Genomic DNA, 25341 nt, shown 5'->3' with positions numbered 1-25341 from the left:
TACTAAAAAGTGTAAAATTACACTATAAGTTGATTTAGGTAACTTTTCGGTGAAATACATAATAATTATGAATCTATCTGTTTGGATGTGAACTAATATGAATAAAGATAAACTAATTGAGATTATCTCACAAAATGTGAGGTTGATTCGCCTCGAAAAAGGGTATTCGCAAGAGAAAATGGCAACTGTTCTTGGTATTTCAAAGAAAACACTAGTTCAAATTGAAAAAGAACGAACATCATTAGGCTGGACGAATACAGTTGCAGTATGTGCTTTGTTCAAGGATAGTATGATTTTAAAAAACTTTTTTGGTGATGAACCGTTTGAGGTTATCGAAACACTCGCACATGATGGAATGAATACTCCAAAAGAAAAAACACTAGGTGGAAAATTGTTTTGGCTTGAAATTGAGAAAAAAGAGGTTTATCGTGTACAACAAAATGTAATAAGTCAACATTATCGTATTTTAGATGATTCAGACTATCGATGGTATAGCTCGTTTGATAAGGAAGATGTAATGAATCGACTTTCTGAATTAACAAACAGTTAATTGATTGATGATTAAGAAAGGTAAAGTAGATATTAGTATGGAGAGAAATTGATGATAAAAACAAAAGCAGCCATCTTGAGTAGTGTAATTTTAGCAAGTTTCTTAGGGATATTCGGTCAAGGAATGGCTTACTATTTCAATGAAAATTTCTTTAGAATATCTCCGTTATTCTATTTAACTTTGCTAACTATAGTAAGTTTATTCTTATATATAACTTCTATTTTATTAACATTTATTTTATATATGAAACGAGAAATATTAAGTGTTGATTTCTGGACATATTTTTCACTAATTGGTGTCATTGGCTTATTTATATCTATTTGGTCTATATTCGTTTTGGCTATGTGGTGGGGTTAGTTTTCAAACTTAAGGTTAATTCATATGTAACTAACGATCATCTTTAGTTGAACAAAAATGATAATAATTAATACATATTTGAATATAAAAATATGTTAGGAGAACATCAATGAGTAAACTACAAGATTCAAAGCATATTCGATCAAATAGGGAATTGAAATTTAATAAAAAGAAAATTCTAATTGCACTTTTATTAATTATTTTATTATTAATTTCACCATTTAAATATGATGACTTTAGAAAAGATTCCATCAAAAAAGAAGCAGAAGTTTATTTAAAACTTCGTGGATACATTAAAAATGATATTGTTGAGTTAAAACCTTTCCGAAGTGCAAAAGGGCCAGAAAAATATATGGTCGAACTAAAATTAAAAGGTGATAAAGGTGGATATAATCTTTATAAAGACAGTAAAGACGACAAAATAAAAGTTGATTCTTATGTCATAGTTGGAGAAACTCACCTTGTTAAAGATGTAAAACAAAAGCCTTAAAAAAAAGTAGCTTTTTATTTTTCTTATTGAACTAAATGGCGCGTTAGTTGAAGATCACAAGCTGCTAAAATGCAGCTTTTTTTATTGAGATAACTGGCAGAATAGTTCAATTAAGGATTTTTTTTAAATTGGTATAATAAACATACACATTTAACGAGGTGACCTATGAAAAAATATGAAAAAATGCTAATTGGAATTAATGAAGAAGAATTTAATTGTTTTGCTAATAAAGGCGATTGGCTTTATATTGCAAATAAAAGAGATACAAAAAAAGGCTTATTTAGATTACCAAATTATATATACTTCTTTGTTTCTTTAAATTATGAACGTATGCCGTCTGAAATTGGAGTAGTAAAGAAATTAGATGAATGCATCACTGCAAGAGATTTAGCAGAGCTTGATTTTAACAGCAGAAAAAAGGACATTACACTTATTAATGATGAAGTAATTGCAGAGTATGAATCGTTTTTGGATAAAGTTAATGCACAGCCAGAACATACTCCTATGGCGGTAACCTGGTTTGAAAGAATCTTTCCAAAGAAAGAGAGGGAATTGAGAGTTCATAAAAAATTTTTTACTGGTTTAAGTAAAGACGAAAAGAAGCAATTGTTCGTAGATTGAATCTCCTTATGCAACTAACTGGCGCTTTAGTTGAACAACATGATCGGCTGTATGGTCGATTTTTTTATTGAGCTAACTGGCAATTAGTTGAAAATCGAATGATATAATCTATAAAATTAAGATGTTTTATTAAAAAAATGAGGTAATAATATGGAGATCGTATATAAAGATAGGTATGTAGAAATATTTAAAAAAGCTAGTAATTATTACTTGCGTACAGATTCTGGTGGTATGGTTAGTTGGCTAATAGAATATGAGATAACAAATGAAGATGTCGAAAAGATTCAAGCTAATCCTGAGGAGACATATCAAGTACTGTTAAAATATGATGGTAAAGGAAAACGTGTGACTGAGTAACTTTTAATCGTGATTAGTGTGTTATATAACTAACTAGCGCGTTAGTTCAAAAAAATAGGATGCAATGGCAGTCTATTTTTTTTTTGAACTTTTATAGTAAATAAAAAGTTATATTCAAAAAAACAACAAAAAACCGATAGAGTAATAGGTGTTAAAAACTGGGGTTTATTATTTTCACAAATATTTCACTTGTCCCACTGAAAAACTTATTACTTATTGAATTAAAGGAGAAAAAATGCAAAAATTAAAGAGTTTTATCTTAATCGTATTAACTTTGATTCTGACATTTTCAACTGTAGCTTGCGGAAAATCGAAGCAACATCAGAAAAATAATAAAGAAATGAAAAGCAAATTCTCGGTCGAACAGATTTATGATCAAACAACAGAGGCAATGAAAGAAATAAAGAGTGTTTCGTTTAAAAAGATAATTGAAGAAAACGATAATGGTTGGATTCAAGCATCTGAATTGGATTCTCAAATGACGATGTCCCCTGAAATAGCGCTTTATGAAACGTTTGTATTTTCGGATATCTCATGTGATGAATCATGTGAAACAATAATCGAAAAAACGATTGTAGATGATCAATTTTTTTTAAAAGTAGACGGAGAATGGAATACTGACGATTCTGGTATTGACGCAATCAATCAATTGCATGAGATGGTTGAGGAAAAAAGATTTCTGATGCTTATTGATAAGCATTATTTAAAAGATGCGATTGTAATGGAAAGTGACGATGCATATATTATCCGCCTGGAAAAGGGCAATAAGGAGTTAATAGATTTAATAGAAGATACCATTGGGTCACAATTACTTCTAAATAAATCAGAAGAGTACCAATATGAAGTATCCAAATTAAAATACAATGTTATTATTGATAAAAAGTCAAACCATATTTTGGGAATTAATTCATCAATTAATCTTGTGGCTAGGAATGGAAGTGAAGAAGTTAAGATTAAACATGTCCAAAAATCAACAGATTTTGAATATAACAATGTTAAACAGATTAAAGTACCAGATATTCAATAAATTCTGAAGTAGTTATTGAACTAACTGGCGCGTTAAATCAATAAAAGAGTCACATATGTGACTCTTTTTTGTAGTAAATGGCAGCTCAGTTGAACAAGGACTATATATAGGGGTGTAGAAATATATTATAGATAAATCTTTACAATAGGGCTTTTCGTGGAGGTGTTTGGTATGTACATTTGGGCGATTATACTAATTACGCTTTTAACTGTCATTTTGTACCAGTCCAGTAAACGTATGAGACAAATAAAAGGCTTTATATTGGATAAAAAAATAAATGCCATGGATATTACTGAATACAACGATTTACCAGATTTTTTACCAGTTGAAAAGTTAGCGTTATTGTTCGAGAAAGTATTAAATGAATATAATTTAAACAAATTAAATGATTTATTATTTTTAGAAATACTTGTTGAATTGTCAGATAGACAATCGAACACTTATGAATTATTAAGAGATGATATTAGAAATTGCATTGATACAACACTATCCAAATTGTGGAATACTAAATCACTTGATGAGGTAGAAACAATTACTTATTTAATTGTAAATCTTGGATTAGAGAAATGTTTTGAAATGGCTAAGGAGTCGTTAATTTTAGACAAAAATATGGATATGGCAATAAGACAAGAAATTGAAGAAACTATCGAAGAAGTTGGTGAAAATATTAGAAATCCATTTTATGATTTAGATTCTAAGTTTAAACATAAACAGGATTGAAGTTATCACTATGATATTCCAAAATGACTTTTAAAGTATTTTTTCTTGTTCAACTAACTGGCGCATTAGTTGATAAAAGATCGACAATTTTGTCGATCTTTTTTAATGAGCTACCTGGCAGTTTAGTTAAATAAGAAAGGTTATAGTTGATATGTTAAACTTTAAATTGAGGAATATAGTCTATTTGTAGATTTGTTATTGAAAGAAGGGGAATAGGATTAATTATAAAAAAGTAATATTGATAACGTTGATAATATTAGTATGTTTTGTGGCAATCATTCAATTAGAAAATAAAGGTTATTTCGATAAAGTTGACGATATTCGAGAGCCAATATCTATGAAGACAATCGATTGGAATTATTTAGCTGTAGAAGGTAATGAAATGAGGGTAGAAAAAATAGTTGTATATTCACCAGGACATACTTTTGGAATTGACCATAATAATACCTATTTATTGAGTAAATTAATACTTGAAAATCAAAATAAAATATTTGATAGTCCTAAAGAAAATTCTATTAAAATTTATATGCGATTTGATGAATTATACGTAATAAATGGCTTGTATGATATTGATAAATATAATGGTAAAGAATCAATTTTATACGTAGATAGGTCTTTACTAAATGAACTTAAAAAAATTCATTATACGAATATTGGACACCGAATCAAGTAATATTCTAATAACAATCTATATTACCTATCAAACTAACTGGCTCTAATGCTAAATTAAAGGAGTTCAATCAAATGGAGCAATACAGTTATAAGGAATTTCTAGAAGATTTAATTATGGGTAGTGAGATACATTTTATTTACAAAAGTGAAAATTACTATATTGGTTGTGGAACAGGTCAATTTATGTTTTGGAAGGCTTTTGATTCATCTAGTGAAATCATTGGAGAAAACCTTGATGATTTACTTCGAAAAGTAATTCTGAATGGGAAACATATTGAAGAAGTATGGGACTTAATTGAGATTGATACAATTTTTTAATGTAAAAGAGAAATAGATTCCTTATATAACAAACTGGCGCGTTAGTTAAACAACGAGGACTACTTCGGTAGTCCTTTTTTTGATGCACTAAATGGGAGTTTAGTTAATAAGAAAAGGACTTTTAAGTATTTAATTGAATTGAATAAATAAAATAAATCAATAAAATTTAAAGGGTGAGGTAGCAGCTATGAAAGACAATTTTAATAAATTAATACTAAGTGGTATTTTTATTTGTTTAGTAGTTATTGCATTTAAAATAAATAATGAAAGTGATGTGCAATATCCAAACCAGAATGTCGATATAGATAATCGTGGTAGAGTGGTGCAAATTGCGCCAAACAGGGTAGGAGTTATTGATACAGGAATTGGTAGTGGATGGGAGCAACTTGTAATTTTTGAATACAATCCTAGTTCAGGGAGGTTTAATGTAGTTGGTACATTGCCTTATGAAGATATATTTAATCACCCCAAAGAGAATGGCATTCCTGTAAGAAGTGATAAGTATGGCAACTAATTTTATTACATTCTTATATAACTAACGGATGCGTTAGTTCAATAAGACCATGTATCGAATAAATCCTAAAGGAGAAGCAAAATGGCATCGAGTGAAAGAAAAAAGATGGATCATGCTTTAAAAAATATCGTAATTCCTTATTTAAGAGAACAAGGTTTTAAAGGCTCATTACCACACTTTAGAAGAATGAATGAATCTAATATAGACTTAATTACATTTCAATTTAGCAGATGGGGTGGCTCATTTGTAGTTGAATTGACGAACTGTTCGATAGAAGGCGTAACGACTTACGAGGGGGAACATATTCCACCCAACAAGGTGACTGCACATGATATTAACAACCGATATAGATTGGGAGCTAAATCAAAAGATGAAGATGGAATTTGGTTTGAATTTGAGGAAGCAAAATCAGAAATAGATTTTGAGAATGTTGCTATCAATGTTTTAAAGTTATTAAACTTATCAGATCGTAATTGGGTTACAAGCTTATGTAACTAACTGGCGCGTTAGATGAACAAGTATAGGCTGCTGCTACGGCAGTCTATTTTTTACGGACTAAAAGGTATTTCAAGTAAAATAAAGAATAAGAATTAATAAAATGTATCGTTTAAAGTAGAATCTCTTTGAGCAAATTTGATAAAATTGCATTATACGTTTTTGGAATAGCTCTTTTAATTGGACTGTATTTTATTGGTTTTCAAATTCATGATTTAAAAGAAAGTTTAGACAATATATCAGGTCAATTATGGAATATTTCTCAATTATTGGATTCAAAATGAATTTGGGGATATAACTGATTTTCTATTTTTATTAAACTAACGGATGCGTTAGTTGCGCAAAAGTGCTGCCAAAAGCAGCACTTTTTTATTATTATCGGTAAGATAATTCAATAAAATTTGTGTTAGAATTAGACCAAAAGGAGAGTAATTATGAATGATATTTTAATGTTGGTTATTTTCGTTCTGATAACGATTTATATAATATTTAAAAATAGAAACTTATTAAAAGGGCTAACTAAGTTCCAAATATCAGGTGTATTGATCTCATATCTTATTACCATCGTTTTAGCTTTCATTTGTATATATTACGGTGCGAATTGGATAGCAGGTTTCTTTACAAGTTTTATTTTAAGATTAATTATTAAAATCATAGTAATTTACATAGTACTCGCAGTCTGTGTAAATAGTTTAAACAAAGTAACAACAAAGGTTACTAAATGAATTCTTAATCAAAACTAGAAAATAAACCTAATTGTTATTGAACTAACTGGCGCGTTAGTTGAACTCTAAAGACTGCTTTGGTAGTCTTTTTTCTATTTTAATAGAGGCTTATAATTGATTTTAGAATTTACTAAAATTTATATTGCTATAATTTACTTTGCTATAATTAAGAAAAAACCATTTTGTACATTAGCAATAGTAGTGTAGTTGGTAATCAGAATAGGAAAAATAGGGGAATTAAATGATGAAGCAGAAGTTTATATTTTTATTGGGAGTAGTATTAGTTTTACTTTCTGTGCAAAACAGCATGTTCAAAGAATTGGTATATAATTGGGATATGAATCGAAAATACAAAATTACTGAATTAAATGAAATGTATGAAGGGTTACCTTCTAAGTATCAATTTGGAACAAATAATATAGATACAAGGCATAAATTAATTGATGCACCAGTATATCGTGATCCGTGGGATAACTTTGTCCAATTGGCTGATGTCTATATTACAATTAATGGTCAACAAAAAGATGTATTAAAGTATTACCCAGTAAAAATAAGTGAAGACGGACTAAATCAATATACACATTATGTTTCTTATTGGCTCATATTTGATAAAAAGAAAAAAGAAAAATCTTTTGCCATTGTTCTTAAAACAACTAGGGAAATCGTGGACACTTTGGATGATATCATACCAAATGAAGAACTAAATCCCAAATACCGAGTTATTACGGTAAATAAAGATGGAAAAGTAAAGACGGAAGATTTTTCGTTCAAAAATAAATCTAAATTACAAACAAAACTTATTCCTACTATGGATGAAGGCCCTGTTGGCTACTATACAGACTCTTGGTCTTCTTATCCCTCGTTCTTAGTTTTCATATATCCGTTTTTTTATCCAATGGCTACATTTGGTATTGGTATTATATTAACTTTTAGTAGTTTAATTTTAATAGTAATAAAAAAATATAAAGCGAAGAAAATGTAGTTCAATAAAAGGAGTATTCATCATGTTTGTATATTTATATCTGTTTGTAGCCTTTGTTACAGTCCTATTATTAACATTTTTCTTCTACTTTTCTTACAAAATGATAAGAGGAAAAAAGACAATTAATTCTTGGATTACATTAATTGGATTATCTGCATTTATCTTTATTATTATATGGCAGGTGTTAATTGAACTTGGTATTGTTGGAACATGAGATAATTTATGTAACTAACTGGGCCGTTAGTTAAACAAAAAGGGGATGATTAATAATTGATCGTCCTCTTTTTTACTATTTGGATTTTAATTAAGAATTTCAAATTATATATTGTAAGTTTAAAGTAGGATTTTTTAGTTTTTTGTCGAATTAAAAACAAGGCAAAATTTGGAAATTCCATAGAGCAGAGGAGAGTATATTTATGTTGCTTGCAGGTATAATATTGGGTATTATCGGTGGAATATATATTTTGGCTTTTGAAAAAATCAACAAATGGTACAAGAGTATTTTTACTAATGGTTCATTAGTTAATGCTGGAGCTGGGACATATTTCGTCGAATGTCCAAAGTGTAGTAAACAAGTAAAAAGAGCGGGAAATGGATCGCAGCACTGTAATTCTTGTCATACATATTTTTAAATATAAAATTATTATACTATTTAACGATATGGCGCGTTAGTTAAAGATAGAGCAGCATTTGGCTGTTCTTTTTTTATTGAGCTAAATGACAGAGTGGTTGCATAAAGTTAGAGGATAAATAAATTTTTTATAGAATAATATAGTGAGTTTAAATTGTTAAATTTTGGTAATCAGTTTTTGGCAAACAAATATTAAGGGGGATTTTTATGAAAAATCAAATTAAGTTTTTTATAATAGGGATTTTTATAATTTTAGTAAGTACACCATTAGCATATAAATCAGTAAATGTGATTTATAATAATAAAAACTTAACTGGTGAATATGTTCCAATATTAAATGGTTATATTCATTCATATATGCTAATTGGTATTTTAATATTTAGTGTTGGATTACTGAATACATTTAGAAATAAGTAATTTTTATAAAAAAATAGAAGTGATGTATTAAGGAATGGAGTAATTATATTGAATAAATATAGTATATTTTCTTTTCTATTTTTAGGTTTGTTTATAATATTGTCATATTTACTTATTAGTAGCCCGTTTGGAACTTTTGGTCAATTTGGTAAATTGATAATTATTACAATGGGGCTCTTGCCTTTAATTGGATTTTTTACAGGATTTAAAGGTAAAAAGGGAATAATAAAATGGATACCAATTGCTTTTAACTTGATTTCATTTTGTACAATAGTCTCACTTCTCGTGCTTGGTTTTGGGATGGGTGAAAAATAAACTGAACGTTTTCTTATGGAACTAACTGGCGCGTTAGTTCAACAACAGTAAGCTGCTTTGGCAGCTTTTTTTTGTACTATCTGGCAGAATAGTTCAAAAAGGAAAATGGTTATTTGTGGTAAAATATATAAATAAAGAATGGTTATTTAATTTATTGGGGGTGTTTAAATGCAAGAAAACAAAGAAACACCTGAACAAAAAAGAGAGAGATTAAGACAACAAGAATTAAAAGGTAATCCAACTGGCAATCTAAATGATGCTTTTAATAGGGTAAACAATGGCAGTCTTGTAGATTCGGTAAATAGTTGGGGTTGGAAAGGTACTGGAATACTTATTCTTGTACTAATAGTAGGGGCTATAATATATTCTGTCTTCTTTCGTTAACTGGCGCGTTAGTTGATGAAAACGAGTTGCTTGCAGCTCGTTTTTTTAATGCAGTTAATAGCACATTAGGTTAATTAAGAATGGTATTATTATACATAGACAACAAGAATTAGAGGAGAAATTATGATTAAGTCTATTAATATTGGTTTTATCTATGGAATGATTATTGGTTTAACAATAGGTCTATTTAAAGTACCGTATAAAATCGAAGAGAATGATGGTTATGGTACTACTGTCTCAACATTTGTAAATTACTTAGATTATTTAGTTCCTTTAATTAGAGTAATACTAGTAATAGGTATTTTAGGTGCAATTGTTGGCCTAGGAATATGTGTATTGCAGAATAAAAAATTATTTAGATAACTGGCGCATTAGTTGAACTTCGTGATTAAAGTATAGGTGGTTAGCTATGAATAATAGTATAGAGCAAAAAAGTTGGACAATCAGAGACTCGCACTCAATAATCTCTTTTGAAACAACGGGTGGAGATGATTGGGATATATGGGATAGATATATTGCAATTGATGGAAAAAAGCTTTTCATATCGGTAATATTTGTGGAACTTGTTCATTTTTCTTTGAAAGGTTAGAAGGGGCAAATGGCTCTAATCAAGGAGTATTATCAAAAAAAATTAGTAATGCATTACAAGAAGGGATATCAAATATAGAAAATGATTTTCTTTCCAATGTATCGTTAATTCTCCCTAACGGAGATTACGAGGTTTCTCTTAAAGAAATTAGCCCTAAATTGGTTGAATTAGGTTCAGACCAAGACTACTTTTATAACGAACAAGTTCAAGTTTGGGGGATTGATGGGTTCTGGGGGTTGCCTCACTCACCAAAAATTAAATACTATAGAGGTTTAACAGAAGAGATTACAAACACTTCAAAGTTATTTGAATTTATAGTTCCTACTTTTCCAATAAATTGGTTAGAAGAGGAAACAATTAAGAAATACGATTCAATTATTTCTGATCTAAAAAAGCCAACTGCGTTGTGTATATCGGTCTTAGACATAAAAGAACCTGTTGATTTTGATGATGATGCAACTCACACCCAACATTGGTGTTTGACCCATTACATTATAGATGGACACCATAAGGTGTATTCAGCTTCATTGCAAAATAAACCTATTACAATACTCTCTTTTTTAGCAAAGAATGAATGTATCGCAAACAAAGATGAGATTTCTGAGTTATTTAATTATCTGAAAAAAATAGATTGATACGATTAACATGAAAGTATTATGCAACTAAAGGATGCGTTAGTTACTAAGTTGGACTGCTTCGGCGGTCTTATTTTTTACACTCAAAATAGACTATAAAAAGAAGACTATTTTGATCGAGGTGAAAAATGAGAACTTATATTTTAAAAAGGGTTAAAACATTTATAGGTATTTTTACTGGCGTATTAATTGCAATCTTATTGACCTTATTGATAAATCAAAAAATAACATTAGAATCGAATAAGATCTATATAATTATATTGATAGTAGTTGTATATTTGATAACTGAAGTCGTTCTTTTTTTCATTGGTATCATAAAAGGGATAAGAGCTAATTCAACTAATGGATGCGTTAGTTCAATAGCATGAGTTGCCACTGGCAGCTCTTTCTTTTTGTATTAACTGGCAGATTAGTTCAATAAGAATAATTTGAAAAACTATGTAAAAAGGTAAAAATTTCCTAAATTACAAAACTTACTCAATTGATATAATTAAGTGCACGTTATAAAAAAAGTTAGGGGATAAAAATGAAACAAACAATAACTACCAGAGAATTCATTAAAGAACAAGACTTTAACATAGCAATTAATCTAACATTGATAATTTCAATTTTATTGATATACACAGGAGTAGTAGAAAAAGGGTTTAAATTTCTAGTAATTGGTTTTTTTATTCTTTTAGCCTGTTTATTAATAGTTAAATTAATAAATAAATTGTTCTTAAAAATAAATTTATTCAAAGAAGTATTAGAGGAAAAAAGCAAAAATAAATATGTAAAATTAATAGAATGGTCTTTTCGTATATTGTTGCTTATTATAATTTGGGAAAGCTAATTTAACTGTTTAATTTGTTCATATTCAACAAACTGGCGCTTTAGTTCAATAACAAAAAATGAGTTGTAGGAGCCACAACTCATTTTTTGTTGTTATATAGAAACTAGAAGATTACACTAGATTTAAACGTAAAATCTATGGAGGAACAAATGAATTGATTTCTAAAGCTGAATTAATTAATATGCCATATTCGGGACAATACAAAGAAAGAATTTACGATATACCAAGTCCTTGGTATTCACAAGAATGGACATGGGTTAAATTTGAAAATGATGATTTTGAGGAATGGTGTGGAGAATTCAGAGGGTCTCCAAGAGCAGTTGCACTATCCAAGAAGTTTAACAAAATTTTAGTACTGACTTCTGATTATTTATTTCAAATTGATACTCTAAGTGGAGATTTAATCGAATATGAATCACAACCTCAATATCGATGCTTAACAGTAACACCTGCTGGAGATTTCATTGTAGCTGATTATTATACAATTGAAAAAATAGGATCGACATTAAAAGATTCGGAACTATTAGAAAGTCCAATTAAAATGGACATGATTAAGTTTAATGGTTGGAATAATAATAATAAATTATCAATCTCATGTGATGAATTTTTAAACTGGGAGAACCATGTAGAACTAGAGCTTGATAGTGAGAAATTTAAGATAACTATAATTGGCTCTTATTGAACTAACGGATGCGTTAGTTGAAGATTGAGAGCAGCCCCTTAGGCTGTTTTTTTTTGAAGTAAATGGCAGTTTAGTGGAATGAGATAGTCCCATAAATTTGTGATGACTTAATAAGCATTTTTTGTTACACTCCAAAAAGAGCAAGTTAGGATGGTGAAATAAAATGAAAAAATTTATTTTGTATTTTGTAGCTGGTACATTAATAATTCTTTTAATAACAAACTTATGTAGTATACAGACATTTGAAAATTTTTTAGCATTTGAAAAAGGTATTACTACTGCTGATAATCATCTATTAGGTTGGAATGGTCCGAATGGAAAACTTAGATATGATTCTTCTTATACTAGGGATGGTTTTTTTATTTCAAAACATGAAATTACTTTCATAGACAAAAATGGGAAAAAGATTGAAATTTCAGCTATAAGAATATTTGGGTTTTACTTTAATAATCCAAAATAAAAATTCAATTTTAAGATTTTAGGTTCCTACTTATCGAACTAACAGGCGCGTTAGTTGAAGATTAAAAGTAGCCAATGGCTGCTTTTTTATTTATGTATATGGCAGGTTAGTAGAATTAGTAATGTTATAATAATATTAAAAAATTAAGAAATGTAGGGTAGAAAAAGAAGAATATTGAAAGGCTCATTCAATCTATCTTAGAAAGGAACACCATTCCTAATTCTTAGTGGAGTTCTTATTTATATAAAGAAGATCTGAATCTAAAAAAAAAGGAATATTTGAAAACAAACTAAGGAATACGAGGTAAGTTACGTATTTTAAGAAAGGGATATTAATGAAGAAAGATATTTTAGGAGCTATTTTTTGCTTAGTAAATCTTATTTTCTCCATTTGGAGATTAACAAATCTAAATTCGCGAGGTAATTTTTTTGACAATCTTTTTTCATATGTAATTATTATCACCTTGCTATTATTAAGTATAATTTTTCTTATTCTTTTTATAAAAGCTATAATTAAGCAACTATAGAGTGCAGATTATTTTACCTTTAACTTTAAAATAGACTGAGTTGTACAATAGCACCTTTAAAGGATTAATAAATTCCTTATCGAACTAACTGGCGGGTTAGTTCAATATCGAGAAGACTGGTTTGACAGTCTTCTTTTTATTTTGTTAATGGCCAAATAGTTTAGAGGAATACGATGAAAGGAAGGAAATACATATTTTAATGAAGAAATAATTCAAAGTTAGATAAGTATGACTCAAGGAGAGTTTAATAATGGATCGACAAAGGACATTTTTTTATGGATTTATTATCGGAGTTACTTTAATGATTGTTCCTATTCATCCTTTCTTCTTTTGGAGAGATGTCATGGATAATGTGGAAACTATTTTTCGATATCTTGGTTTTGTACTTTTCCTTATTTGTGGAGTTTCTTTAATTATTGATTTATATAAGGTCCTATTGAATAGGAAATAGCATGTATAGCTAACGGATGCGTTAGATCAATATATTTTAAGAGGTATTTTGTATCCATAATGGAGGCTTGGTATGGTATGACAACTTATAAAGAAATTATCGGTAAATTTGAATCACACCGACTTTGGATTGGGACTCTAGGAGAGAAAGGTAAAAAACTAGGTATAGATGAGATTGATATGAGAGATGTAGATTTATCCCTATATCTACTAAATCAGGCATATATTACATCAAGTATATTTGATGGCATGAATTTATTTAATAAGGATATTTCGTCATCGTTACTATGTTCATCAACTTATATATCTGCAAATTTAGAAGGTGCAGATTTCTGTAAATCTAATGTCTCTTATGTGGACTTCACAGGTGCCAATATTAAATCTGCTAGATTTGCAGATAGTGAATGTATTGAAACGGTGTTTGTTAATGCTGATTTATCGGAGGCTAATTTAGTAGGAGGTCTTTTTGATGAGGCAGATTCTCGTAACGCAATTTTAATTAATGTTGATATACGATTAGCTACCTTTGATGGGGTATTATTAAACGGTTCTAAATTAACTGGAATTCAGGGAATAGAAGAAGCTTTTATAAATAGTATTAATATTGGCTCACCAGAACTACCAGTAATTCTAAAAGGTGAAGAAGCAAAGAAGTGGCTACAAGATAACAGTTTAAATAAGTGAAATTTAAGGAATACACTAAGATAAAAACACTATTTAGTTCATAATAAATTTCAAGAACCTTGATTGGCTATGTGTCTTTCAAGGTTTTTTTATGGGGAAGAAGGTAGTACTCGTATTAAAAAAATGTTTATAGTTAATATGTACGCTTATACATGGATTGAACCAGTGAACCACAAGGATTAAAGTGAGAACTTCAGTCCAAAATCCACCCTGAAAAAAATATTACTCCACAATAAAACAATCCATTTCAAACATTTTAAAGCAAAAGAAATCCGAAATTGATTCAAAGAACTTGGATATGTTGGTGGAAATGGAAAACCACTTAGAGTCGATGTAAAAGCTGGGCCAAAGGCAAAAGCTAAATTATTTGGAACAAACCCACCAAGAGCTAAACGAAGAAACAACAAGAAATACGAGTCAAAATGGATAATGAAAACATTAAAGATTATTATTTTAATAATGAAAAATGGTGGGGAAGAGATTTAACATTAGATTGATTCCCTAACATTTTAACCACTTTGTTTATTTTTCTTAATATTCATATAGTAATGACGATATAATAATTGGGTTATTATGGAAATAGAACGGAGGAGATTGTATGAAAAAGTTTACTAGTCTAGTTATATCATTATTGGTAGTTTTATTCTTTGTTCAGGGTTATACAAACAGCGCATCCGCTGCAACTGTAAAACCATCTATCAAACTAACACAATCAAAATTAAGCATCTATGTAGGTCAAAGTAAACAACTAACATATAAGGCACAAAATATTAAGAACAATCCTGTTGTATGGTCAACAAGTAATATTGGAGTATTGTCAGTGAAAAATGGCAAAGTAACAGCATTAAAGCCAGGTAAAGCTAACATTACTGTTTCTGTTCCTAAACTGAAAATCAAAAGTGTAGCTACAGTTTCAGTATCCAAAAAGAAACTATCTGCTAAAGAAGCATTTGATAAAGTAAATAAAAGCGTTGTATACATAGAATCATATAACCAACATAATCAATTGGTTGGAACTGGTAGTGGGTTCATTGTTTCAAAAGACGGAAAAATCGTTACTAACCATCACGTGGTTTCAGATGTATCTTTAGTATCAAGAGTTAAAATTAAACTCTCAAATGGCATAACTTACGAGACTAGTAGGGTTAAAGGGTATAACGCGGATAAAGATATTGTAATTCTGAAGATTGATGGTCCTACAAATTTACCTGTTGTAACACTTGCTGATTCAAGTAAAGTTCAAACAGGTGAAAAAGTATATGCCCTTGGTTCACCTAGAGGAGTTCAAAATACGATTACAGAAGGTATTGTTAGCAATAGAAATGTAGCAATTGGAAAGAATCAATTTATCCAAACAAGTGCGCCGATTACGCCAGGTAATTCAGGTGGTGTACTCGTGAATGTATATGGAGAAGTAATTGGAGTGAATGACTTAACACTAGTAGATGCACAAAATATGAATTACGCTATACCAATTAATGTGTATAAGCAAATTCCAGCAAACTCTAACTATGATTTACTAGAAATAAATAAGGCATATTATGTTCCGGCACAAGGTAAGGGTTCTGTTGATGAAGAAGAGAGTAATAATACGATTGATGATGCAGATTATATCCCTTACGAAGATGCAATGTTATATGGAACGTTTTCAAATAATCAAGATATGGATTTCTATTACTTTTTAATTACAGATAATGAAACTGTATCTATTATTGCTTCAACGACAGATGCTAAATATAGTGAAGACCTAACGTTTGCTTTATATGACGTTGATGGTGAGTTCATTGATGTCTGTACTGCAGAATGGGATCCAGAGCGCCAAAGGTACTATTGTTATTTATCAAATGATTTAACTCCAGGCTTTTATCACATTGGTGTCTATGTAGATCCTCAAGCAAAGTACAATAACGCTGGTCAAGAATATTCGGTTTCAGTTTGGATTGGACAATAATAATTGTAATTATTAATATGGAGCTTCCAAAATAGGAAGCTCTTTATCTATTTAATTAGATAAATTCCTCTTCTTTATATTTAACAGTACGATTAAGATATTCAAGTGAAAGAGATTTAGACTAAATAGCTCGATTTTTTGATCGTGTTTCTTGATCCTCAAGGTTACTTAAATCAATTCGGTTTTGTTTAAATTATTATTACTAATGTAATCGAAACTTGTACGTCAATTGGTTTGAAAACCTCGATCTAAGAAATTATTTTGAAAATCCATAGCATCATACATAATATTAAATCTAACTATTTAATATTATATTTTGAGAAGTTTATCACTTAATCTAAATGGCAGGTTATTTAAATAAGGAAATGGAAATAAATGAAATTATATGTTAAAAAAGATTCCAACTATTCATCTTAAGGGTGAACTAGACAATGGATTATGTTTTGTGATATTTTATTATTGTAACAATTCATTTAAAACTGTATATTTTTAAATCGATGAAAAGGAAAGTAGTTTATGCTATATTCTATAGCGAGCCGGGGACGGTGAAAGCCTGGCGATGAAGCATGAATGAAGAACACCTTTGAGTTCTAACCGAAAGAGATAACTTAAGTAGGCTTAGACGTTACCAGAACGTTATTTAACTGGGATAAGCAATATTAGCTTTTAAGTTGGTCATATTATGACAATTTGGGTGGTACCGCGGAAGTTAGTCTTTCGTCCCTTTTATAGGGATAGAAGGCTTTTTTTTATGGGAAATTAACATATGGAGGCAAATTATGATAAAAACTGTAGTTAAAGATTTATATAGAAATCAAGAAAATTATAATGACAAGACTGTTCAAATTTCAGGGTGGATTCGTACTCTTCGCGATTCCAAAACGATTGGCTTTATGGAGTTAAACGATGGTACATTTTTTAAGAGTGTACAAATAGTATTTGAGGACAATTTAGATAACTTCAAAGAAATTACGAAGTTACCTATTAGCTCTACTGTTACAATAGAAGGTGAGTTTATTCCAACTCCAGAAATGAAACAGCCTTTTGAAATTAAAGCGACAAAAATTATTGTTGAGGGATTATCGGATGTAGATTTTCCTTTACAAAAAAAGAGACATTCTCTTGAGTATTTAAGAACAATCGCTCATTTACGTCCAAGAACGAATGCTTACTCAGCGGTTTTCAGAGTAAGATCTCTTGCATCATATGCTATTCATAAATTCTTCCAAGAAAAAGGATATGTATATGTACATACACCAATCATTACAGGAAGCGATACTGAAGGCGCAGGAGAAATGTTCCGTGTGTCAACAATGGATTTAAACCAGCTTCCAAAAACTGAAGACGGTAAAGTGGACGAAAGTGCAGATTTCTTCGGTAAAGAGACGAATTTAACTGTTAGTGGTCAATTAAATGGGGAAGCGTATGCACTTGCTTTCCGTAATGTATATACATTTGGTCCGACTTTTAGAGCAGAAAATTCAAATACTGCACGACATGCTGCAGAATTCTGGATGATCGAGCCAGAGGTTGCATTTGCAGAACTTCCGGATATTATGGATCTTGGTGAAGATATGGTCAAGTATGTTATTAATTACGTATTTGAACAAGCACCTGAAGAAATGGAATTCTTTAATAGTTTTATTGATAAAACACTTATCGAGCGATTAAAGAATGCGTTAGAATCTGACTTTGGTCGAGTTACTTATACTGAAGCAGTTGAATTATTACAGAACTCAGGTAAAAAGTTTGACTACCCTGTTGAATGGGGAACAGATTTGCAAACAGAACATGAACGTTACCTAAGTGAGGAAATTTACAAGCGTCCTGTCTACGTTACTGACTATCCTAAAGAAATTAAGGCATTTTATATGAGAGCTAACGAGGATGGTAAAACAGTGGCTGCAACAGACTTACTAGTTCCTGGTATTGGCGAGTTAATTGGGGGAAGTCAACGTGAAGAAAGAGAAGACGTCCTTGTAGAACGAATTAAAGAACTTGGTATGAATGAAGAAGATTACTGGTGGTATCTGGAGCTTAGAAAATACGGTGGTACAAAGCATTCTGGCTATGGAATTGGATTTGAACGACTTGTTATGTATTTAACAGGAATGAAGAACATCCGTGATGTAATACCATTCCCTCGTACACCGGGAAATGCAGATTTTTAATTTAATATAAAGATGAAGAATAGGATGCTGAGGCATCCTATTTTTTTTAAAAAGGTCAACTAGTAAAAACTGAATGATCGATCTTATAATACGAATGGCAGTTTAGTTCAGTTAAGAGAATTGTTTTGTAGATAATAAATATAGGAATTCGAATATTATTTTTTGAAATATATTAAAAAAGGAGTACGGAAAAAATTATATCTCATTAATCGTTTTAACTATCGGATTAGGTTTAGGCTTAATTTCTAGATACTTTACTACACGACAAAAAAATAACCTTTTCCTTATTCAACTACTGGTGAGTTAGCTGAATATCGTATAGGCTGCTTCGGCAGCTTTTTTTATTTTGTTTTTATTTTATAGGGCAATTGTCTTTTTAATTTGAACTGAATACTTAAGACATATAGATATTCAGTCGATTAAAAATACAGGTGAATATATTTAAGGATAAAGGGTTTGTAATCAAAGTCCCAAAAGAACTATCCAACAATATAATTCAGTTTTTTGTTTAGGGTCCGATTAGACAATTTTACCAGCAATTATTTTTAGTACTAATTTCTTAAAATTCATAAAGATTACTAATATAATTAAAAGTTTATATACTTTTCAATTGAGGTTTGGAATTTGGAAGTTATTAGAAATAAATTTGATTAAAATCATAGATAAAAGCTAAAGCTTTTGTAATATTGTGTAAAGGATACTAATTAGTTATTTTGATTGCATTTAAAATCTATAAGGAGACTTAGAAAATTATTATGGATATGATAACCAGCAATTATTATTTGCCCCTCGTTTTATTTTCAATTATTATCGCAATTATCGCCTCTTTTGCAGCATTGGATCTTAGTATTCGGATTCATCAAACAAAAGGTATTCAATGTTTCTTATGGTTAGCTGGTGGCTCCTTAGCAATGGGTCTAGGCATTTGGTCAATGCATTTTATAGCTATGCTTGCCTTTCATTTACATATCCCTGTTACATATGACCTTACTTTAGTCATACTATCTATCATTCCTGCAATTATTTCATCGGGGTTAGCGTTATTTATTGTTAGTAGATATTCGAGGCGTAAATATCAATTCACAATTGGAGCTTTTTTTATTGCGATTGGAATTGTAACTATGCACTACACTGGAATGGAAGCTATGATTATGAAAGCAACAATCGAATATAATCCTTATCTATTTGTCCTTTCAGCAATTATTGCTTATGTTGTTTCATTTGTAGCTTTATTACTATTGTTTTTTGCTCAACAAAAATACGACTCACCTGGATTTTTGTGGAGAAAAGTACTCAGCTCGGTCGTAATGGGACTCGCAGTATCAGGAATGCATTACACAGGTATGGCAGCAGCAACATTTAAACATAATCATAATCAATCAAATATACCTAATTCAATGTTAGATAGTACTTTTTTAGCGTATTCAATTGGAACCGGTGTCTTAATCATTTTAGGAATAGTCTTGATAAGTTCGTTTATTAAAAGACGTTTTGAATCTCAATCTATTAAATTAGAAAGAAAGTTTCGTTCCGTAATCGAGTCTGCAAATGATGCTATTATACTAGCGGACAGTAATGGACACATAATTTCTTGGAATAAGGGAGCTCATTTTATTTTTGGATATCAGGAAATGGATGTGTTGGGTAAGAATTTACAAATCATAATACCTAATAGATTTAAAGAGGCTCATCAAAACGGAATGGAACGATACAAGTCTACAGGTAAAGCTCATGTGATTGGAAAAACAGTTGAGCTATTTGGATTAACAAAAGACGGAAGTGAATTTCCAATTGAAATGTCTCTAGCTGCATGGGAAGAGGAAGGAAAAACGTATTTTAGTAGTATCATTCGAGATATAACAGATCGAAAAAGAGCTGAAGCGAAAATCAACCAAATGGTTTACCGTGATCATCTAACTGGGTTACCAAATCGTCATCTATTAAATGATCGACTAGCTCTGGCGTTAGAGCAAGCTAAAGAAAATCATTTAAACGTAGGAATTATGTTTATCGATTTGGATCGATTTAAGTATATTAATGACACATTAGGACATGCAATGGGTGATCGTTTATTAATAGAAGTTTCAAAAAGGCTTCAATCTTGTATAGGAAAATCTGACACGGTTTCACGCCAAGGGGGAGATGAGTTTGTTGTACTTCTTAATAACACGAATTCTGATGAATTAACAACAAAAGCACAACAAATTAATAATTTATTTACAGAGTCTTTTAAATTAGAGCAAGAGATGTTTGTTACTCCATCTATTGGTATAAGTATGTACCCGGCGGATGGTAGGGACATAGAAACACTAATAAAAAATGCAGACACAGCTATGTACCGAGCAAAAGAACAAGGAAGAAATAATTTTCAGTTTTATACACCAGATATGAATGATGTTGTAACTCATAGAATGAAATTAGAGATTGCCTTACGTAAAGCATTGGATCGAAATGAGTTTAATGTTCTTTATCAACCTCAAGTTGATGTATATAGTGGTAAAACAATTGGTGCAGAAGCACTAATTCGCTGGGAACATCCGGAATGGGGGAATATACCTCCAAACGAATTTATTCCATTAGCAGAGGATACTGGATTAATTATTCCAATAGGTGAATGGGTTCTTTATGAAGCATGTCGTCAAAATAAAGAATGGCAAAATGAAGGATTTCCCCCTATAAGGATAGCTGTTAATATTTCTTCACGTCAGTTTAAGCAAAACAATTTAGTGGAAGTAATAAGTAAAATTTTAAAAGAAACAGAGCTCAAGCCTCAATATCTTGAATTGGAGCTAACTGAAAGTATTATTCAAGATTCAAAGTATGCTATTACAACAATGAAAAAATTAAAATCAATGGGGATTCATTTATCAATTGACGATTTTGGAACAGGCTACTCTTCGTTAAGTTATCTTAAGCTATTTCCTATCGAGACATTAAAAATTGACCAATCTTTTACAAAAAATATATTTGAAGATTCGAAAGATGCAGCACTTGTTCATACCATTATTAACATGGCTCACAACCTAGATTTAAAAGTAATTGCTGAAGGGGTAGAAACCCAGGAACAACTAGATTTTCTTCAACAGAGAAAATGCAACCAAGCTCAAGGATACTTTTTTAGCCGACCTATATCAGCTAAAGAATTAACTAATATTTTTAAGGAACATGCTCAATCAGTGTAAATGTTTTAATAAAAGTAAAGTATAGAGAATGATCATTCTCTATTTTAGCGACTCAATTCTTGAGTCGTTTTTTTCATTCTTTTATTTCTTGAATTTGGTGAATTTTAATCAAATTCAAACACCTTAAATATGTTATTTCTTATATAACTGACGCCTGAGTTAGTTGAAGAGCAAGAAGACTGTTATGGCAGTTTTTTTCTTACAATTAGTCAATCTCTCTCAAACTTATAATCTAGTCTTTCTAGCGATCCAATAATTATTAATAAGTTGTCATAACAGATAGTACGAAAGTATAATGAATAGTCTATGACCTGTGTCACATAATCTTATGACAATATGTAACTAGTAAATGTGATATTGATTAAATAACAATTGAATGAAGGCAATTGATTCGTGTTAGTACATGAATCAATCTTGCTTTTTTTAAATAATTCAATTGAGGTGAGGAATAATGAATAAGAAGATGTATTGTGCAATGGCTAGTGCAGCTTTATTAGTTGCAGGATGTGGTGGAGAAGGAAAAGCCCAAACGGTAGCAGTCGAGGATTCAGCTCAACTAAACCAAAAACATATCGTTAAATCAATACATTCACAGGCAAAGCCATTAAAAACGATAGAACCATCAAAACCATTTGACGATTTAAAACCACTTAGGAACATGATTGGGAGCGCACACTATGTGGGATTAGGAGAGAATACTCATGGTAGCTCTGAAATTTTCACCATGAAGTTTCGCCTTGTGAAATACTTGGTTACTGAGATGGGTTTTACGAATTTTGGTATGGAAGAAGATTGGGGAAACGGCTTAAAGCTAAATGAATATATCCAAACAGGAAAAGGAAACCCTAGGGAATTTTTAAAATTGTTATATCCTACTGATGAAATTGTAGCCATGGTTGAGTGGATGAAAGATTATAATGCTGATCCATCCAATAAAAAGAAGATTCAATTTATCGGACTTGACTTAAAAACAATGGATCAAAGTGTCTTTGATAGAGTAATAGATTATGTAAAGCTGCATCGACCAGATTTGCGGGCAGAAGTGGAAGCAAGCTATAAAGAGCTATCTTCTTACACTGGAAGTATACAGGAATATATGCAGCTTACTCCTGAAACAAAAGAAAAATTCAAGGCAAATGCTGAGAAAGTAGTTAAATTGCTAAATGATGAAAATGAACAAGCAAACACAGAGAGAGTTTCATCCGAGGTTATTTGGGTGAAAGCGACGGCGAGTGCAATAGAGAAATTTACCACAATGCTACTTCCTAATGATTATCCAAGTATAGTGAAGCTACACGATCAATATTTGGCTGATCATGCAATGTGGGCACAAGAGACATTTGGCGGTAAAACTATGGTATGGGCACACAATATTCACATAGCCAAAGGTATTATCGATGAGGAATTATATCCTAATGTTGCAGGACAGTTTTTGAAAGAACGATTAGGCAATAATTATGTCACAGTTGGTAGTACAACTACGGAGGGGAAATTCACCTTATATAGCGAATATAATCCTTCCACCGGAGGTAAGATTGCAACCGAAACTATTCTACAAGATTTGAATAGTTTCAATTATACCCTTGGAAAAGTCCCATATGAAAAATTTTTATTGGATAACCGTCACCTTAAAGGTCAAGCAAAGAAATGGGTTAGAGAAAAGAGGCCATTACTAAGTATAGGGGGACAAATCGTCCCAAACGTTTCGTTATATTTTGAAACTTCATTGCTTGAGCAGTTCGATATAATTTTTCATATCCGAAAAACAAGTCCATCTCATATTAAATAAGTGAATAAAACAATCCCTTCTTGCAGAGTCAAGAACGGGATTGTTTTGTATAGGATTAATAAAATTATTTTGTTTTAAACCAGGAGTAGGCAGTTCCTCCTTATTAGCATCATTTACACTGGTGAGTATGACAAAGTAAGCAGTATGATGCGGTTATTAAACAGAGAGGAGTATTGAACATTATGAAATCAAGATTCATCCAAAATGGATATTTGTAGGATAGGGAAATGAAAGATTGAAGAGCTAAATTTTGTTTATAAACTATTAAGGAGAAGAATGATTAATTCAATTTTATCAAGATATATGATGGAGGAAGAGATGAATAAAAAAATTATTTTAGCAATCGCAACGTCTGCCTTTGTATTGACTCAAGGCACTACTTATGCAAACACAAAAACAGAGGCTTCAATAAATAATATAAGTGCACAAGAAGGTATTAAAAATGACATAAGGAATATTAAATGGCTTGAAGAGAATTCAAAGGCTATTAATACGACGATCCCCACTGATTCTATTCATGATCTAAAACCACTTAATGAAATGGTTGGTTCAGCATCGATTGTAGGTCTAGGTGAAGCAACTCATGGAGCTCATGAAATTTTTACAATGAAGCATCGAATTGTTAATTACTTAGTTTCAGAAAAAGGATTTTCAAATATAGTTTTAGAAGATAATTGGGATAATGCATTAATGCTAGATAAATATGTTCTTACGGGTAAGGGAGATCCAAGTAAATATCTAAATCCTGTCTTAAATACGAAAGAAATCGTTAACATGTTAAAATGGATAAAAAATTATAATGCAGATCCAAAACACAAAAAGAAAATACGTATCATTGGAATGGATATACAAACAGTAAATAAAGGTGTTTATGATAAAATAAAAAGATATGTAAAGAAATATAGTCCTGACCTAGTTCCTAGTATAGAAGAAAAGTTAAATGGACTTATGCTTGTTACAAAGGATCTTAACGAGTTCAGTAGTCTACCAAAAGAAGAAAAAGAAAAATATATTTCAGATGGTAAGCAAATAAGTACGTTATTAAAGCAGAATAAAAGTAAATTAAATGGAAATTCAAAAGAATTTGCTTGGATTCAACAACATGCTCGAATTATTGAGCAATTTACAACAATGACAACTGAAATGCCAGAGAATCCTTCTGAATTTTATTTGAAACACGATATAGCAATGTATGAAAATGCAAAATGGACAGAAGAACATTTAGGGAAAACAATTGTTTGGGCACATAATGGACATATTTCTAAAACGAATATGTTACCATTTGTGTATCCAAAAATGTCAGGCCAGCATCTAGTTGAACATTATGGAAAGAGGTATGTAACAATCGGGACGTCTGTCTATAAAGGAAAATATAACGTTTATAATACTTACTATGAGTATGGGCCTTATGGGGATTTGGACACTAAAAATACAAACAGTTATAACTACACTTTAGGAAAAGTCAAAAAAGACCAATACCTTATTGATCTGCGTAAAGCAAAAGGCTCGACAAAAGCTTGGTTAAATGAAGAACATCCAATATTTGCCGGTATTACAACTGTTGGACCTGGTATTCCATCTACAGTTGATATTAAATTGGTTCAAGCCTTTGATATACTTGTACAAATCCAAAATGTAAGTCCGACTCAAATAAATAAATAAATAAATAAATAAATAAATAAATAATTATTTAAGTTGTTTGAAATAACAGGGTTAATATAAATAATCCTTGGGATACGAAAATGAAGTGAACCCACTCTTTTGGATATCAGTTCAAAAGACTACCCATATTTTATTACAACAAAGCAACAAACG

General features: G+C 30.5%; 31 protein-coding genes and 1 other annotated feature. All 31 genes read left to right on the top strand.

Annotation, left to right across the window (positions count from 1 at the left end; translation table 11 throughout):
* Positions 1–97 precede the first annotated feature (97 nt).
* The 31 genes from ACX6U0_RS07990 (at position 98) to ACX6U0_RS07840 (ending at position 25188) form a co-directional block, all read left to right on the top strand.
* Complete coding sequence (locus ACX6U0_RS07990; RefSeq protein ID WP_464959426.1) at positions 98–550, top strand: helix-turn-helix domain-containing protein; 453 nt, start codon at positions 98–100, stop codon at positions 548–550.
* A gap of 51 nt (positions 551–601) precedes the next feature.
* Positions 602–907, top strand: a complete 306-nt coding sequence (locus ACX6U0_RS07985; RefSeq protein WP_464959425.1) for a hypothetical protein — start codon at positions 602–604, stop codon at positions 905–907.
* A gap of 109 nt (positions 908–1016) precedes the next feature.
* Positions 1017–1397: a hypothetical protein gene (locus ACX6U0_RS07980; protein WP_464959424.1), complete on the top strand. Its 381-nt coding sequence runs from the start codon at positions 1017–1019 to the stop codon at positions 1395–1397.
* Positions 1398–1562: 165 nt separating this feature from the next.
* Positions 1563–2018: a hypothetical protein gene (locus ACX6U0_RS07975; RefSeq protein ID WP_464959423.1), complete on the top strand. Its 456-nt coding sequence runs from the start codon at positions 1563–1565 to the stop codon at positions 2016–2018.
* Positions 2019–2168: 150 nt separating this feature from the next.
* Entirely contained in the window at positions 2169–2375 is a 207-nt protein-coding gene (locus ACX6U0_RS07970; RefSeq protein WP_464959422.1) for a hypothetical protein, read from the top strand.
* A gap of 235 nt (positions 2376–2610) precedes the next feature.
* Positions 2611–3402 carry a DUF6612 family protein gene (locus ACX6U0_RS07965; RefSeq protein WP_464959421.1) on the top strand — a complete coding sequence of 264 codons (792 nt, stop codon included), beginning with the start codon at positions 2611–2613 and terminating at the stop codon, positions 3400–3402.
* Positions 3403–3573: 171 nt separating this feature from the next.
* A complete protein-coding gene (locus tag ACX6U0_RS07960; RefSeq protein WP_464959420.1) occupies positions 3574–4122 on the top strand; it encodes a hypothetical protein in 549 nt (182 codons plus the stop codon).
* Between the two features lie 337 nt (positions 4123–4459).
* Positions 4460–4795 (top strand): hypothetical protein, encoded by a 336-nt coding sequence (locus tag ACX6U0_RS07955; RefSeq protein WP_464959419.1) that lies wholly within the window; start codon positions 4460–4462, stop codon positions 4793–4795.
* A gap of 71 nt (positions 4796–4866) precedes the next feature.
* The gene (locus tag ACX6U0_RS07950) at positions 4867–5112 is read left to right on the top strand and encodes a hypothetical protein (RefSeq protein WP_464959418.1); all 246 of its coding nucleotides are present in this window, start codon (positions 4867–4869) and stop codon (positions 5110–5112) included.
* Positions 5113–5299: 187 nt separating this feature from the next.
* The gene (locus ACX6U0_RS07945; RefSeq protein WP_464959417.1) at positions 5300–5626 is read left to right on the top strand and encodes a hypothetical protein; all 327 of its coding nucleotides are present in this window, start codon (positions 5300–5302) and stop codon (positions 5624–5626) included.
* 81 nt (positions 5627–5707) lie between these two features.
* Entirely contained in the window at positions 5708–6124 is a 417-nt protein-coding gene (locus tag ACX6U0_RS07940) for a DUF4304 domain-containing protein (RefSeq protein WP_464959416.1), read from the top strand.
* 125 nt (positions 6125–6249) lie between these two features.
* Entirely contained in the window at positions 6250–6405 is a 156-nt protein-coding gene (locus ACX6U0_RS07935; RefSeq protein ID WP_464959415.1) for a hypothetical protein, read from the top strand.
* A 685-nt stretch (positions 6406–7090) separates the two neighbouring features.
* Entirely contained in the window at positions 7091–7828 is a 738-nt protein-coding gene (locus tag ACX6U0_RS07930; protein WP_464959414.1) for a hypothetical protein, read from the top strand.
* 22 nt (positions 7829–7850) lie between these two features.
* On the top strand, positions 7851–8042 hold the full coding sequence (locus tag ACX6U0_RS07925; RefSeq protein ID WP_464959413.1) for a hypothetical protein: 192 nt from the start codon (positions 7851–7853) through the stop codon (positions 8040–8042).
* A 202-nt stretch (positions 8043–8244) separates the two neighbouring features.
* On the top strand, positions 8245–8460 hold the full coding sequence (locus ACX6U0_RS07920; RefSeq protein ID WP_464959412.1) for a hypothetical protein: 216 nt from the start codon (positions 8245–8247) through the stop codon (positions 8458–8460).
* Between the two features lie 206 nt (positions 8461–8666).
* A complete protein-coding gene (locus tag ACX6U0_RS07915; protein ID WP_464959411.1) occupies positions 8667–8876 on the top strand; it encodes a glycosyl transferase in 210 nt (69 codons plus the stop codon).
* Between the two features lie 48 nt (positions 8877–8924).
* Positions 8925–9191, top strand: a complete 267-nt coding sequence (locus ACX6U0_RS07910; RefSeq protein WP_464959410.1) for a hypothetical protein — start codon at positions 8925–8927, stop codon at positions 9189–9191.
* A gap of 168 nt (positions 9192–9359) precedes the next feature.
* The gene (locus ACX6U0_RS07905) at positions 9360–9575 is read left to right on the top strand and encodes a DUF6366 family protein (RefSeq protein WP_464959409.1); all 216 of its coding nucleotides are present in this window, start codon (positions 9360–9362) and stop codon (positions 9573–9575) included.
* 123 nt (positions 9576–9698) lie between these two features.
* Positions 9699–9938: a hypothetical protein gene (locus ACX6U0_RS07900; RefSeq protein WP_464959408.1), complete on the top strand. Its 240-nt coding sequence runs from the start codon at positions 9699–9701 to the stop codon at positions 9936–9938.
* Positions 9939–9984: 46 nt separating this feature from the next.
* Entirely contained in the window at positions 9985–10164 is a 180-nt protein-coding gene (locus ACX6U0_RS07895; protein ID WP_464959407.1) for a hypothetical protein, read from the top strand.
* 158 nt (positions 10165–10322) lie between these two features.
* Positions 10323–10799, top strand: coding sequence for a hypothetical protein (locus ACX6U0_RS07890; protein WP_464959406.1), 477 nt, complete (start codon positions 10323–10325; stop codon positions 10797–10799).
* 526 nt (positions 10800–11325) lie between these two features.
* Positions 11326–11631 carry a hypothetical protein gene (locus ACX6U0_RS07885; protein ID WP_464959405.1) on the top strand — a complete coding sequence of 102 codons (306 nt, stop codon included), beginning with the start codon at positions 11326–11328 and terminating at the stop codon, positions 11629–11631.
* Between the two features lie 154 nt (positions 11632–11785).
* Complete coding sequence (locus tag ACX6U0_RS07880; RefSeq protein ID WP_464959404.1) at positions 11786–12313, top strand: hypothetical protein; 528 nt, start codon at positions 11786–11788, stop codon at positions 12311–12313.
* A gap of 163 nt (positions 12314–12476) precedes the next feature.
* Positions 12477–12773 (top strand): hypothetical protein, encoded by a 297-nt coding sequence (locus ACX6U0_RS07875; protein ID WP_464959403.1) that lies wholly within the window; start codon positions 12477–12479, stop codon positions 12771–12773.
* A 776-nt stretch (positions 12774–13549) separates the two neighbouring features.
* Positions 13550–13750: a hypothetical protein gene (locus ACX6U0_RS07870; RefSeq protein ID WP_464959402.1), complete on the top strand. Its 201-nt coding sequence runs from the start codon at positions 13550–13552 to the stop codon at positions 13748–13750.
* A 59-nt stretch (positions 13751–13809) separates the two neighbouring features.
* Positions 13810–14433: a pentapeptide repeat-containing protein gene (locus tag ACX6U0_RS07865; protein ID WP_464959401.1), complete on the top strand. Its 624-nt coding sequence runs from the start codon at positions 13810–13812 to the stop codon at positions 14431–14433.
* A gap of 598 nt (positions 14434–15031) precedes the next feature.
* Positions 15032–16384, top strand: coding sequence for a trypsin-like peptidase domain-containing protein (locus ACX6U0_RS07860; RefSeq protein WP_464959400.1), 1353 nt, complete (start codon positions 15032–15034; stop codon positions 16382–16384).
* Between the two features lie 488 nt (positions 16385–16872).
* Positions 16873–17112, top strand: a binding site (T-box leader).
* 51 nt (positions 17113–17163) lie between these two features.
* Positions 17164–18555 carry an asparagine--tRNA ligase gene (gene asnS / locus ACX6U0_RS07855; protein ID WP_464959399.1) on the top strand — a complete coding sequence of 464 codons (1392 nt, stop codon included), beginning with the start codon at positions 17164–17166 and terminating at the stop codon, positions 18553–18555.
* A 755-nt stretch (positions 18556–19310) separates the two neighbouring features.
* Positions 19311–21737, top strand: coding sequence for an EAL domain-containing protein (locus tag ACX6U0_RS07850; protein WP_464959398.1), 2427 nt, complete (start codon positions 19311–19313; stop codon positions 21735–21737).
* Positions 21738–22188: 451 nt separating this feature from the next.
* Positions 22189–23526: an erythromycin esterase family protein gene (locus tag ACX6U0_RS07845; protein WP_464959397.1), complete on the top strand. Its 1338-nt coding sequence runs from the start codon at positions 22189–22191 to the stop codon at positions 23524–23526.
* Positions 23527–23844: 318 nt separating this feature from the next.
* Positions 23845–25188 (top strand): erythromycin esterase family protein, encoded by a 1344-nt coding sequence (locus ACX6U0_RS07840; RefSeq protein ID WP_464959396.1) that lies wholly within the window; start codon positions 23845–23847, stop codon positions 25186–25188.
* Positions 25189–25341: the final 153 nt, after the last annotated feature.

The sequence above is a fragment of the Gottfriedia sp. ABJ_BB2_2 genome (genome assembly GCF_055484705.1).
This window is presented reverse-complemented; position numbering and strand designations above follow the sequence as displayed.